Raw genomic sequence first — 13,477 nt, forward strand, 5'->3', positions numbered from 1 at the left:
CCATCATCAACTATTGTTTGGTGGATCGGATATCAGATCGTCAACATATTTTCTGAGAATATCTTGCCAATTTGGTATAGTCTTCAGTTTTTCTCTGACTCCCTTCCTGACTTTAAATTGAACGGGGCTTTTATCGTAAGCTTCGCCTTCTTTAGGTTGAAATTTTTGGATCGGCATAGTTTACATATTAATTTAATATCTAGTATACTAGATATCATATTGAATAACTTTCGTCAAATGTCAACGCTCGCTTACTATAAAAGCTAAAACCGCCTAACGACCAATCGGGGCATTTTTGTGGTGTTACATTTATGAAGGTATTAAAAATTGTACCTTAAATTATGCTTTAGAAGTTGGCTTGAGACATAGCCAAGCGACAAAGAAGGTTGCAGCCGTAAATAGTTGCGTTAAATCCAAAGCAGACAGATATCCATCTGAAAACGATGCAATACTGCGATCGGTAATGCCAAAGAGCCAAGAGGAGATGCCAAAAAGCCAAATCCCATTCTTAAAATTCCCCACAAATTGATTGGGGTTAGATGGTTGCTGGTTATTCATAAATTTTCTGTTCCATTTAGTAAAAAATTTGATGGTTGAGAAGACGCACTATTCAACGTGCTCCCCTGTAGGCATTTCTCGGTGTAGTGCTTGCACAAGTTACAAATTTTCTGGGTACTGACTCCTATGGTTAAGCTACTCTTATATTAATAAATATTTAATATGCTTGACAACACTATCAAAAGGTACATCTACTCAATTGTATGCTTGACAACAAAGATTAGCCCCTGTATTTTTTCCTAAAAGTTACCAAACACGGTGCAAAAGCATTTTTAATGCTTTTTTGACAATTTATGTAACAATTATTTATTTTCTAGAATTGAGTTTTCTGTAGAGATCGATACAATCTCAAAAATTCCTGCATCTGTGTAATTTTTGTTACTCTTTTCTGATTGACGCTCGCTGCTTACCGTTAATTCTGTCTTTAGATACTGAGCAACCACGGGTAGAAGTCAGTTAGATGGAAAGAGTGGAGTCATGGCGATATAAAACTATGTCAGCAGTGCAGGAATCAAAATCCCAATCGCGGATTGCAGATCATCACTCGTCTAATGCACGGCAATTGCCAAAAACCGAGCAGGATGATGCAGGGTTTCCCCCCGTTGCAGCAGCAACTGCTTCTCCACGCTTAGGGCTTGTTTGCATAACATTTTCTAAAGATGTTCGTTACCGAACTATAACGCGAACCCGCTACTTAGAACTTCCAGAAAATCAGCGTGAAACTGCTCTTAAGGTCATTTATCGAGAAAACCTACAACGTTTGGATTTTGCATTAACTTTCTGCGTGCGAAACTCAATTCATCTTTACCGCATGCCATCCGGCTTATTCCCCATGAGCGATCTAGAAGATGAAGTTGGTGCAACTGTCTTGCAAAACATGAGTGCAGATTTAGCCAAAATTGGACAAAGGGCAGAAAGAGTCGGCATTAGAATGGTGTTGCATCCAGATCAATATGTAGTCTTAAGTTCCGATTCACCGCAAATCGTGGCATCCAGTATCAAAATTTTAGCTCGTCATGCCCGCACGCTAGATATGCTGGGGTTACCACGTTCTTCTTGGTCGCTGATGAACATTCATGGTGGAAAATCTCAACGTGCAGATCGACTTATAGGGGTGATTTCAGAATTGCCAGAAAATATCAAAAACCGCTTAACTTTGGAAAACGACGAAAACGCATACAGTTCAAGTGAAATATTGGAAGTTTGCCAACAAGCTGGTATTCCACTTGTGTTTGATGCCCACCACCATATTTGTCATGAAAATTTAGAAACATATGACCACCCGAGTGTTGCTGAAATATTTTACGCTGCACGAGCAACTTGGGCTAATCCCAATTGGCAGTTAGTTCATATTTCTAATGGTGAAGAAGCATTCAACGATAGAAAACACAGTGAGTACATCACGGCAATGCCAAGTGTATACAGTGAAGCTCCTTGGATAGAGGTTGAAGCCAAACGCAAGGAAGAAGCGATAGCCCATTTGCGTGCTTGGTGGCTTGTGGGAGAATAATGTTATGTAAAAGCTAGCAAAGTTTGTGTCTCGGCATGGCATAATTGAAAAACTATGGCAATAGCAATCGATTTTGGTACTAGTAACACGGTTATTGCTCGTTGGAACCCCGTTACCCAAAGCCCAGAAACTATCACCCTACCCGGTTTATCGATTCAACAAAGTCTCAATCCTCCTTTGATTCCTAGCTTGGTGTATGTTGAAGATGCTTCAAAGGGGCAAGTTTTAGTAGGGCAACAGGTGCGCGATCGCGGTCTGGATCTGAAAAACGAACCGCGATTTTTCCGCAGTTTCAAGCGCGGTATCGGTGCAGATATTCAAGGATTCTTACCGGAATTAGATGGGCAAATCATTACCTTTGAACAAGTGGGGCAATGGTTTCTTTCTCAAGTGCTTGAACAATTGTCATCCCTCGAAGGAGGGATAGATTCTTTGATGTTAACTGTACCTGTTGATAGCTTTGAAACATACCGTCACTGGTTGGGAAAAGTCTGTGAAGCCCTTCCTGTAGAGCAAGTGCGAATGCTAGATGAACCTACCGCTGCTGCTTTAGGTTATGGCATGACAGACCAAGACATTCTTTTGGTTGTTGACTTTGGCGGTGGAACCTTAGATTTATCAATAGTTCAATTGGATAAAACCGTACAAGCGACTCAAAAGCCTTTAGGATTTATACTGAAGTGGGGTAATAAGTCTTTAGCAGAAGATTCAAAGCAAAAGGTAAAAACGGCTCGTGTCTTGGCAAAAGCCGGACAAAATTTAGGCGGGACAGATATCGACCGTTGGTTGCTGGATTACTTTGCTAAAACTCAAGAAATACCAATCAGCCCTTTAACAACTCGATTGGCGGAAAAGATAAAGATTCAACTCTCAACTCAAACCCAAGCGAGCGAAGTTTATTTCAACGATGAAACGTTTGAGAGTTATGACTTGGAACTCAATCGCGAGATTTTGGAAAATATTCTTCAAGAAAATTCCTTTTTTGAACGACTTGATGAGTCTATGACTTCTTTGTTGCAACAAGCGCGACGCCAAGGAATAGAAGTTTCAGATATCAATGCTGTGTTATTGGTTGGCGGAACAGTACAGTTACCTGTAGTTCAAACATGGGTGAAACAGTATTTTGCTCCAGAAAAAATTCGGTGCGAACGTCCTTTTGAGGCGATCGCCCAAGGAGCTTTACAGCTTGCTCAAGGTGTAGAACTCAAAGATTTTCTCTACCACAGTTATGGTGTTCGCTATTGGGATCGCCGTAATAACCGTCATAACTGGCATCCTATTATTAAGGCTGGACAACCGTATCCAATGGCGCAGCCTGTGGAGTTGGTTTTAGGTGCTTCCGTGGAGAATCAGCCCAGTATTGAGTTGATTATGGGTGAATTAGGTGCAGAAACGGGTGGTACAGAAGTTTATTTTGATGGCGATCGCCTGATTACTCGTCGTCTAAATGGCTCCCAAAGCAGTGTCAAAGCTCTCAACGATAAAGACGGTGCAAGAACTATTGCTCAACTGACACCACCAGGACATCCGGGGAGCGATCGCATCAAAATTCTTTTTTTAGTTGACGAGCAGCGCTTTTTACGGATTACTGTTGAAGATTTGTTAAGCAATGAAATACTTTTGGAAAAACAACTTGTTGCACAATTGAGTTAGTAAGTGGTTGGTGGTTAGTAGTTCATTATACCTTGGATGTGCAATACTTAACCAACCATCCAACTCATTCAACCATAATAATAACCGTTAATTGCCAACCACTAACCACTAACCATTCTGTAATTTCACGTAAAAAACAAATTGAAATTAAGATTTAGTGAAGGAAACCTCTTGTACTTGATAACTTTCCGAGAAATCCATATTTTATAAGAGACATTTAAAACTGTAACAATTTATGGAAATTATAATTATTCAGTACCCCTTATGGAGGGGCTAGCTACTTTTCGCGAATATCTATGCAAGAATTGGTGAGTCGCATATTCCCCAGATATGCGTGGGTTTTTGGAAGCAATACTTGGGATTTACGCAGGTTTTTTTCCTGCTACTTCTGCACGACTACTGGTGTCCCTATAGACGCCCATTTAAATAACCACTTAGCGTGATTGGGTGCTAAATTGACGCATCCGTGACTGACTGGAGTTCCGAATCTACGATGCCAGTATGCTCCATGAATGGCATATCCCCCACTATAGTACATCGTGTGTGGAACATTGGGAACATCATAGTCGCTACCCTTCATCCGGGTTGACTTATACTTGGATTGAATTTTAAAAACACCAGTGCGTGTTGGAGTGGATTTTTTACCCGTCGAAACGACAATTGCGTAGACAGGTTTGTTTCCTTCCCAAGCAACTAACTTTTGTTCTGAAAGCTTAACCTGAATCCAACGCTGCGTGGATTGTTGTAACGTTTGTATTTGCTGTTTGATAACTTGAGATTTTGATTGCGCTAAAACCTCACCTGATGCAGCAACAGAAACATTTAGGGCCAATACTGTACTGGCAAGTAACTTCAAGGGGCGTACCCAAACAGGAGAGATTACACTTTTCATGGCAGACATACTTCCATAGTTGAGTTGGGGAAACGATTGAACTATCTTTTATACTGCCCAGTTTATAGCTGTAACATATCTTTCACCACTCGCCAAAAGACAGGGGACACGTGACACCTTTGAACTCATAGGAATGACCTGCTGTAGTCTCAATGCCATGTTCCTACAGCTACAAGCAACGTTTGCCGAAGAAAGGCAGCTATACAGAAGGATCATTTTTATGATTATGATTTTACAATCTATGTTTTCTAAAAAAGTGTTAGCAGGGTTAGGAATCACCAGTATAGTCTCTATTATGGGTTTAACTTGGGCAAAATTTCCTTTGCAATCAAAAATATCTGTTTCATCAGTTCAACATACACTGAGGACGAATATTTCCGTCACTCTTAAAGGTCATACAGCTTGGATTTATGCAATTGCAATTAGCCCTGATGGCAAGATCTTAGCCAGTGGCAGTTATGACGGTACTATTAAAATTTGGAATTTGCAAGCAGGTACGGGCAAATTACTTTTTACCATCGCCGCTCATGCTGATACCATTAAATCCCTAGCTATTAGTTCTGATGGTACTACCCTCGCTAGTGGTAGCTGGGATAACCAGATTAAGTTATGGAATCTCAAAACCGGCAAAATAATTCGTACTCTCTCAGGTCATTCAGATGATGTTGAATCTGTTACATTTAGCCCGGATGGAAAAACTGTCATCAGTGGCAGTTGGGATAAAACGATCGCATTATGGAATGTAGAAACTGGAAAAGTCATTCGGATCTTGAACCAGAAAGATTTTGTCAGAGCGATCGCCGTCAGCCCTGATGGACAGCTTCTTATAAGCGGTACGGAAAATGGAAAAATTACAATCTGGGAACTTTCAACGGGGAAGTTAAAAACAACCTTGAATTCTCATAATAAATACGTGTCTGCGATCGCCTTTAGCCCGAATGGAAAAACGTTTGCCAGTGTGAGTCAAGACCGGACAATTAAGTTGTGGAGTACTCAAACAGAGACACTGCAACAGACACTCACCGGACATAATAGCGCAATCTTGTCAGTTGCTTTTAACACAGATGGACAGACTCTTGCAACTAGTGGCTATGACCGGAACATTAGGTTGTGGAATGTCCAAACCGGACAGATATCAAATACCCTCACAGGACATGAGAAAGCAGTCTGGTCTGTTGTTTTTCGTCCCAAAACCAAAATGCTTGTCAGTGCTAGTGCGGATGAAACTGTTAGAATTTGGCAATTTCCACTAGTACAAGAAAGTAGACACAAAGCAGAAAGCAGAAAAAGTTTTTGACCGAGTTACCTCTAGCTGTTAAATAGTCATTGCAGTTTCAACATCCGCTGCAATTTTTTCTTTGACTCGTAGAAACTCCTGACCCAACTTAACCAGTTGTTCTTCTTTCATACACTTTCGGACAGCACTAAAGATTTCGCTTTCTTCCTCTTCTACGTGGTGCTGAACTGCTTCTTTAAGTTTATTTATTTTTACGTTGAACTCTGAATCTGTTGGTTTAAGATTCTTAATTTTCTCTAAAAGCAAATTGGCTTCTTCATGTTCTTCTTCAGCTTCTTGAATATACTTCCTCGTTTCTTGATATTCCTGCATTGCGGGATAAAAAACAATTTCCTCAGTTCTGGTATGTAAGTTCAGCGCTTTGTAGATTTGATTGAAATAATTATATATTTCAATCTTTTCAGCTTGCTCTACTTTAGCAAAAAGCTGTTCTATCTGACGGTGTTCTATTTCAATTAATGCAAGAATATCCTTTGTTTTGGCTTGGGTCATGATATCTTACTCCTAATCAATCAATAAAAATGAAAATTGTGACGAGCTTAACCATTTTTAGATTTTTACGAACTTGCAATTATTCAACCTCTTTCTGACGGTAGACGATTGCAAAAAGCTACGGAGCAAGAAGAACATCTCAGAGGTTATATGAGTCTCTAAGAGGAGTCTCCAACAGAGGAATCAACCTTTTTATACAGCTTATTGATAAGCCGAAAGTTAGATGCAGTTTTTTGATGGTGAAGGAAACTAGAGAATGAATAGACATTAACTATAACTGCAATAACAAACCATGACAACTAACAAAACCACAAATTCTAACAACACAATATCTCAATCCGAAGGGCAAAATAAAGAAGCTCTCAATCAAAAAACATCCGTACAATTTGTAACAAGTGCTACAATAGGAGTATTGGTCATTATCCTTCTTGCAGCAAGTGCTTACTTCGGTATTATCAAGTTTTAATTCTGGTATCAAGAAGAGTAGAAGGAACCGCCTATATAGAGTTCGGTTAGGCTCACTGAGACACTGTCAAGAAACTGCTAAATTAGTTTGTAGAAGTACACATAACTATGTAAATTGCAGGTTTCTACCATGAATAATCTGTCAGACCTTAACCCAGAATATTTTGGTAGTGAAGTGTCAAATGGAAACTTGTTGTGGCAATACGTTCAATCTATGAGCCCGGAAACCATTGCCCAACTTTCTAAACCTTCATCTCCCGAAGTGCTTCAAGCAATGGAACGCACGATTATCACTATGTTGGGAGGTTTGCCTTCAGAACACTTCAATGTCACTATTACAACGAGTCGCGATAACCTTGGAAAGCTTCTTGCGGCTGCAATGATGAACGGTTACTTTCTACGTAACGCTGAAAATCGTATGGTCTTTGAAAAGGCTTTACAAACCGCAGATGCTCGCTCAGAAGACTAGGAAGCAATTTTTGTGGGTTATTCAACGGGGGTGGAAACGACTCCCGAATTTTTTTTTAAGGGGTTCGTTAAAGTACGGTTAGCAACTGCTTGCAACCATAATAAAGACGCGCCATAGCGCGTCTCGACATTTACGAAATTTACTAACTTTTCTTCACATCGCGAGCCATGTTAAGAAAGTAATCCATCTGAGGATTGGGGCGACGAGGACGAATTTTGGTTTGTGTTTCGTTTATTTGTGCGGGTTTGGATTCTTCTATTTTTGATTGCTCGCTCGTACTGCGTTTTATCCCCTGTGCTGTATCGGGTTCTAAGAAATATTGAGAATTGGAAAATCCGAACAGCCTAGCAAAAAAATTCTTGATGCTGCTAAAGAAGTTCAAGAGACTTCTCAGAAGAAATCCGAAAAAGGCTTCAAAGCGAATAAAGGTATTTTGAAAGATTTGTATTAAACGTGACATGGTAGCGACCCTATAGCTACTATGTCATTATTATAGCTAATTGCTAATGGCTGATGGAAGATTGGCTATTGACAGAAACATTAGGAACGCAGTTGTGCTACTAACGCTGCTGGATTCCAATAAGCACGAGTTGTTTGAATTTTGCCAGCTTCATTAACTTCAAACACTGTGATACCTTCAAAAGTGACTGACTTACCACTCTTTGCGACTCCTTGCATAGTCCATTTAACAGCTGCTTCATTTCCTGCAATAAAAATGTGCTCTGTTTTTGCTTCTAGCTTTTCAAAGGTTGCTCGCAACTGTCCAATAAAATCTCGAAACCCTTCACGGATTTTTGTTGGTGGATGTCCGACTGGATCGTAACTTACAGCATCCTCTGTAAAGTTCTCTATCCAGCTTTCTGGGTTCATCTCTGCAAAATTAACAAAATAGGAAGATATAACGGCTTCGATAGTCATTAGAAACAGAAAAAATACTTTCATTATTAAAAATAACAGGAAAACCTCCGATACATAAATTTTAATGTTAACTATTTATTATAGTTAAAGCTTTCACTAATAATAATTGCTGTTTGTAATTGCTTTTCAGTACTGAAGCATAACTACAATCTCATTTTTAAGCATCTATTTGATAAATCAAATGCAGTGAGGTGGTAACACACCGCCATATAAGACTTTTGGGTAGCATTGCCACCCTTACTAAAGGCAGCTACAAATTCATTGATACTAAATAAGTTTTATTAAAAACTTATTTATGCAGTCTGCAAATTTATTAAAGTATTGATGTTCTTGTAAGTGCAGTTGCCGATTGCAAGTTTAACATAAGTAAGTCGGTGCAAGTTATCCTAATTTGTCATAAAATTGTGTTCTTTTACTGACTTACGGAGTGATAAAATTGGGAGTATTCCGTGTTGGCAAATTGCCGTCAGAATACAGTTAGGGGGCTATACAAGCTCAGTCGATGCAGTTGGGGTTTATTTGTAAGGATGCGATTGCGAATATCGCAAGCGTATTTTTTCTTTTTGAGTGTTCAACCACTTTTTTAAAGTAGGATTCAGTGAATCAAAGGGGAAGAAAAAATGTCAAAAACCCTCATGAAAGACATTGTGGTGATTTTACCTGGGATTACGGGGAGTGTTCTTCAAAAAGATGGTAAAGATATATGGGCAGTTTCAAACCAATCTCTATGGCAAGCTTTAACTAGTTTGGGAGATTCTTTTCAAAATTTAAAGTTAAATGGTGACGATCCTTATGCGGAAGATTTGGGAGATGGGATTAAGGCGACTCGTTTGGTAGCTGATGCTCATTTAATTCCAGGGCTCGTCAAAATTGATGGCTATACAACCCTATCTAACCTTATCAATGAAAATTTTGAGGTTGTACCGGGTAATATTTTTCAGAACGATAAACCTGCTAATTTTTTTGAGTATCCCTACGATTGGCGACGCGACAACCGTGCTAGCGCTAGATTGCTTAAACGCTTGCTAGAGCGACAGTTAAAACTGTGGCGAGAATCTCAAAATCAAGATGCTAAAGTTATTTTACTGGCACACAGTATGGGAGGACTGGTTGCTCGATACTATATAGAGGTTTTAGAAGGTTGGCGAGATTGTAAAGCCCTTTTTACCTTCGGAACACCTTACCGGGGGTCTTTGAATGCAGTGAACTTCTTAGCAAATGGCTACAAACAATTGTTTCTTGATTTAACTGAGGTCATGCGATCGCTCACGACAGTTTATCAACTGTTACCAATCTATGAAATGGTCAAAGTTGGTAACAAATATCAGCGGATTGCGGAAACTGCCAATTTACCAAACATTGTTCTAGAAAAAGCACAAGATGCTTTGGCATTTCATCGGGAAATAGAAGCGGCTGTCAACAGCCACAAAAATGATGAAGAATATCGAAATTCGCATAAAACTATTCCTATGGTTGGTCGCAAACAACCAACTTTACAATCAGCAAGCTGGGTGGATGGAAAATTAATCGCAGGTTCGGAACTTCCTCCTGGGATAAATCCAATATTGGGTGATGGTGATGGTACTGTTCCTTACTTATCAGCAATTCCCATCGAACTCTCTAACGAATTTAGAGATATTCATGTTGTTGAACAACACGGTGCTATCCACAAGCACAGTCAAGTTCAAGAGCAACTCGTTTATGTCCTGCAAACAACACAAGTTGAAGATTTAGGTGGTATTCGCAGGGCTGACAAATTAAAAGGTATTAGCATTTCTGTTGACGATCTTTACTTACCCGATGAGCCTGTCATTATTCATGCACGATTGGTGAATTTCGACCAACATCCTAGAGGGCTGAAAGCCGAAATTACTCCCGCTACAGGAGAAGGAACTTCACGAGTTGCAGCTTTACAAGAACAAGAGCAGGATTGGGTATTAACTCTTGAAGACTTGGTTCCTGGGCTTTACCGTTTGAGCGTCTTCACAGAGGATGCTGACCCTCAAGATCCAAACGCCGTTCACGATATCTTTGAAGTAGTCGGATAACTCATTTAAGAAACAACTGGCTCTTACCTCTACTTTCCACCTTCAACCATTAAAGCAAGAGACATTCGCCCCTTACCGCTCACCTCTCATCCCTCTCACACAGTTCAAAGTAAGCTAAAATGCAAGCAGAATAAGAGTTTCTCCCTTTTAAAAGCCTCATGCTTGAAATCCTGCAAACCCGACTGTATGAATTAGAACAATTTGCGAATGCCCTCGTATCCAACCAATTGACTCATTTAACTTGGGTAAGTGTAGGTATTATTTTCATTGCAGGATTGCTTACGAGTCTTACGCCCTGTATGCTTTCCATGTTGCCAATTACCATTGCCTACATTGGCGGTTATGAAGCAAAAAGCCGGTGGCAAGGTGTTGCTCAGTCAACTTGGTTTGCTTTGGGATTGGCAACCACACTCGCCGGTCTTGGTATTGTAGCAGCTTTCGTCGGCAAAGTTTACGGTCAAGTAGGTCTTGGCTTACCAATTATTGTCAGCATTATTGCTATTCTCATGGGGTTAAACCTACTTGAAGCTTTACCCCTGCAATTACCTTCTTTTGGCGGGACAGAATGGATTTCTCAAGAATTACCCCAAGGAGTGCGAGCATATTTCATTGGTTTGAGTTTTGGTGTCGTTGCTTCTCCTTGCAGTACTCCTGTTTTAGCTAGTTTGTTGGGTTGGGTTGCTCAAACACAAGACTTAGTTTTAGGTGCTGTTTTACTCCTTTGCTATACAGCAGGTTATGTTGTTCCCCTGATTTTGGCAGGTACTTTTACAGCTTCTATAAAGAAATTATTAGAGTTGCGCCGTTGGTCTAGCTGGATCAATCCAATCAGTGGTGCTTTGTTGGTAGGATTTGGCGTGTTTTCCTTAATGTCCCGGCTTCCACTCATACAGTGACCGCTGACGGATGAGCTTTATACATAAAAATTTCTGCATAATTCCAATGACTATAGATAATCCCGTTTCCGACAAAACATCTATACGGTCAGCACTAGGACGTTTGCTGCGACAAGAGTTTTTACCAGTGCTGACAGATTTGCGCTTGGCAATTGTGATGTTACTTGCGATCGCTCTGTTTAGCGTTAGCGGTACTGTTATAGAACAAGGTCAATCGGTAGCATTCTACCAAGCCAACTACCCAGAACACCCAGCCCTCTTTGGGTTTCTCTCATGGAAAGTCATCCTCATTCTGGGTTTAGACCATGTTTATCGAACTTGGTGGTTTTTAGCATTACTTATCTTTTTTGGCACTAGCCTTACAGCCTGCACCTTTACCCGTCAGTTACCAGCCTTAAAAGCAGCCCAAAGATGGAAATATTACGAAGAACCCCGTCAATTTCAAAAGCTAGCTTTAAGTGCAGAATTTGATAATGTAGAAACCAGAAGTGCAACATCTCTACAAAACTTGTTGCAAAAACGCGGCTATAAAGTTTTTCAAGAAAAAGAGAATACCCTCTACGCCCGCAAAGGAATTATTGGGCGCATTGGACCGATTGTGGTTCACATTGGAATTGTCATGACTCTTCTGGGTGGTATTTGGGGCGCTATGACTGGATTCGTTGCTCAAGAAATGGTAGCCAGTGGCGATACATTTCAAGTGAAAAACATCATAGATGCTGGACCTTTTGCATCAGCGCGAATCCCCAAAGATTGGTCGGTGCGAGTCAACCGCTTTTGGATTGACTACACCCCCACTGGTGGTATCGACCAGTTTTACTCAGATATGTCTGTGTTAGACGATCGAGAACAAGAGGTTGACCGCAAGACAATTTTTGTTAACAGCCCCCTGCGCTATCGTGGTGTCACCTTCTATCAAACTGATTGGGGAATTTCTGCTATTCGAGTAAAAGTTAACAACAGCCCGGTCTTTCAAATTCCCATGGCTCCACTCAATACTAACGGTCAAGGAAGGATTTGGGGAACGTGGATTCCCACTAAACCCGATTTAAGTGCAGGTGTATCCATACTCGCGAAAGACTTGCAAGGAATGGTGCTTATTTACGATGCAAGTGGAAAGTTGATTGATACAGTCCGCGCTGGAATGGCTACTCAAGTTAACGGTGTCACTTTAAAAATACTGGACATTGTAGGTAGCACTGGCTTACAAATTAAAGCCGATCCGGGAATACCTATTGTTTATGGAGGATTTGCCTTACTTATGCTAGGTGTGGTTATGAGTTATTTTTCCCATTCTCAAATTTGGGCATTACAAAAAGAAGGTCACTTATATGTAGGTGGTAAGACCAATCGCGCCCAAGTCACTTTTGAGCGGGAAATGCTGGAAATATTGGATACTTTGAGCTTACCATCCAAGGATGAAGAAAATACTCTACCCGTGAAGCCTCAGTCTATTTAATGTAAGTTAGACGAAGTCCAAACGAACTTTATCCCAAACTCCTCTCCCCAAATTTGAATTTCCCCCCAATGGACCCCTTAAAAAAGCTACGGTGGTGTCCAGATCTCTAGAAAAGACATAAAACATCCGGACAACAGGGAAATTTGATTCTAATTCCCCCCTTTTTAAGGGGGGTTAGGGGGGATCGAAACCGCAAGAATGTACTTTAAAAGACTTGTGTACACCACCGTAGCCTTAAAAAAGGGGGGAACTTCATTCCAATTCTCCCTTTTCACAATGTTTCATCTCTTTTCTAGAGATCTGGTACACCGTAGAGGGGGATAAATCTCACTTGTGCGTACACCACCTTAGCTCCTTAAAGGAGGGCGACGTCTGTGGAACTTCGCAGCTGTTGGGGCTTTGCGTAAAACATCAGTTATTCTTCTGATGTTTTACCTCAACTACCATGTGTACATTACCGCGAGGTGCAAAATCTGCTTTCACAACAACTTCTAAAGGATCGCAAACTGCTACAAAATCATCCAAAATTTGATTGGCTGTTTCTTCATGGGAAATATAGCGATCGCGATAATTATTGATGTATAGTTTCAGTGCCTTCAGTTCCACTACCCGTTCATCTGGGATATAGGTAATGTAAATTGTGGCAAAGTCGGGATAGCCAGAAAAAGGACACTTGCAAGTAAATTCTGGCAAAGTAATATCAATGTTATATCGCCTTCCAACTCGCGGATTGGGAAACGTAATGAGTTCTCCCTCCGCAATATTACGCTCACCATATTTCATTTCCATAATTTGTCATTTGTCATTTGTTGACAATCAC

At 40.5% G+C, this 13,477-nt stretch carries 15 protein-coding genes; 8 read left to right on the forward strand and 7 right to left on the reverse strand.

The window, feature by feature from the left end; all coding sequences use genetic code 11:
* Positions 1 to 6: 6 nt before the first annotated feature.
* Entirely contained in the window at positions 7 to 177 is a 171-nt protein-coding gene (locus HC643_RS36355; RefSeq protein WP_167844829.1) for a hypothetical protein, read from the reverse strand.
* A gap of 162 nt (positions 178 to 339) precedes the next feature.
* Entirely contained in the window at positions 340 to 558 is a 219-nt protein-coding gene (locus HC643_RS36360) for a hypothetical protein (RefSeq protein ID WP_038077825.1), read from the reverse strand.
* Between the two features lie 493 nt (positions 559 to 1,051).
* Between HC643_RS36360 and uvsE the strand changes: the two genes are divergently transcribed.
* Both uvsE and HC643_RS36370 read left to right on the forward strand, forming a co-directional pair.
* Entirely contained in the window at positions 1,052 to 2,068 is a 1,017-nt protein-coding gene (gene uvsE / locus HC643_RS36365; RefSeq protein WP_038077827.1) for a UV DNA damage repair endonuclease UvsE, read from the forward strand.
* Positions 2,069 to 2,122: 54 nt separating this feature from the next.
* Positions 2,123 to 3,721, forward strand: coding sequence for an Hsp70 family protein (locus tag HC643_RS36370; RefSeq protein ID WP_038077829.1), 1,599 nt, complete (start codon positions 2,123 to 2,125; stop codon positions 3,719 to 3,721).
* Between the two features lie 382 nt (positions 3,722 to 4,103).
* Here HC643_RS36370 and HC643_RS36375 read toward each other — a convergent pair whose 3' ends face one another.
* The gene (locus HC643_RS36375) at positions 4,104 to 4,613 is read right to left on the reverse strand and encodes a L,D-transpeptidase (protein ID WP_038077853.1); all 510 of its coding nucleotides are present in this window, start codon (positions 4,611 to 4,613) and stop codon (positions 4,104 to 4,106) included.
* A 220-nt stretch (positions 4,614 to 4,833) separates the two neighbouring features.
* Here HC643_RS36375 and HC643_RS36380 point away from each other — a divergent pair, with 220 nt between their 5' ends.
* Entirely contained in the window at positions 4,834 to 5,910 is a 1,077-nt protein-coding gene (locus tag HC643_RS36380) for a WD40 repeat domain-containing protein (protein WP_050045566.1), read from the forward strand.
* Positions 5,911 to 5,928: 18 nt separating this feature from the next.
* On the opposite strand, the gene HC643_RS36385 is transcribed toward HC643_RS36380, so the two are convergent.
* Positions 5,929 to 6,402, reverse strand: a complete 474-nt coding sequence (locus HC643_RS36385) for a hemerythrin domain-containing protein (protein ID WP_038077831.1) — start codon at positions 6,400 to 6,402, stop codon at positions 5,929 to 5,931.
* 292 nt (positions 6,403 to 6,694) lie between these two features.
* Here HC643_RS36385 and HC643_RS36390 point away from each other — a divergent pair, with 292 nt between their 5' ends.
* Positions 6,695 to 6,868 (forward strand): hypothetical protein, encoded by a 174-nt coding sequence (locus tag HC643_RS36390; RefSeq protein WP_167844830.1) that lies wholly within the window; start codon positions 6,695 to 6,697, stop codon positions 6,866 to 6,868.
* Positions 6,869 to 6,997: 129 nt separating this feature from the next.
* Positions 6,998 to 7,336 (forward strand): DUF760 domain-containing protein, encoded by a 339-nt coding sequence (locus tag HC643_RS36395; RefSeq protein ID WP_038077832.1) that lies wholly within the window; start codon positions 6,998 to 7,000, stop codon positions 7,334 to 7,336.
* A 142-nt stretch (positions 7,337 to 7,478) separates the two neighbouring features.
* Here HC643_RS36395 and HC643_RS36400 read toward each other — a convergent pair whose 3' ends face one another.
* A complete protein-coding gene (locus HC643_RS36400) occupies positions 7,479 to 7,796 on the reverse strand; it encodes a threonine dehydratase (RefSeq protein WP_038077834.1) in 318 nt (105 codons plus the stop codon).
* An 80-nt stretch (positions 7,797 to 7,876) separates the two neighbouring features.
* Positions 7,877 to 8,254: a nuclear transport factor 2 family protein gene (locus tag HC643_RS36405; RefSeq protein ID WP_038077859.1), complete on the reverse strand. Its 378-nt coding sequence runs from the start codon at positions 8,252 to 8,254 to the stop codon at positions 7,877 to 7,879.
* Between the two features lie 620 nt (positions 8,255 to 8,874).
* Here HC643_RS36405 and HC643_RS36410 point away from each other — a divergent pair.
* The 3 genes from HC643_RS36410 to HC643_RS36420 all read left to right on the forward strand — a co-directional run bounded on the left by HC643_RS36410 (position 8,875) and on the right by HC643_RS36420 (position 12,657).
* Positions 8,875 to 10,302 (forward strand): lipase/acyltransferase domain-containing protein, encoded by a 1,428-nt coding sequence (locus tag HC643_RS36410; RefSeq protein WP_202048691.1) that lies wholly within the window; start codon positions 8,875 to 8,877, stop codon positions 10,300 to 10,302.
* Between the two features lie 158 nt (positions 10,303 to 10,460).
* The gene (locus tag HC643_RS36415; protein ID WP_038077836.1) at positions 10,461 to 11,198 is read left to right on the forward strand and encodes a cytochrome c biogenesis protein CcdA; all 738 of its coding nucleotides are present in this window, start codon (positions 10,461 to 10,463) and stop codon (positions 11,196 to 11,198) included.
* A 46-nt stretch (positions 11,199 to 11,244) separates the two neighbouring features.
* The gene (locus tag HC643_RS36420; RefSeq protein ID WP_038077838.1) at positions 11,245 to 12,657 is read left to right on the forward strand and encodes a cytochrome c biogenesis protein; all 1,413 of its coding nucleotides are present in this window, start codon (positions 11,245 to 11,247) and stop codon (positions 12,655 to 12,657) included.
* A gap of 411 nt (positions 12,658 to 13,068) precedes the next feature.
* On the opposite strand, the gene queF is transcribed toward HC643_RS36420, so the two are convergent.
* The gene (gene queF / locus HC643_RS36425; RefSeq protein WP_038077840.1) at positions 13,069 to 13,446 is read right to left on the reverse strand and encodes a preQ(1) synthase; all 378 of its coding nucleotides are present in this window, start codon (positions 13,444 to 13,446) and stop codon (positions 13,069 to 13,071) included.
* Between the last annotated feature and the right edge of the window lie 31 nt (positions 13,447 to 13,477).

Origin of the sequence: Tolypothrix bouteillei VB521301, assembly GCF_000760695.4 — a bacterium.
GTDB classification, from domain to species: Bacteria; Cyanobacteriota; Cyanobacteriia; order Cyanobacteriales; family Nostocaceae; genus Scytonema; species Scytonema bouteillei_A.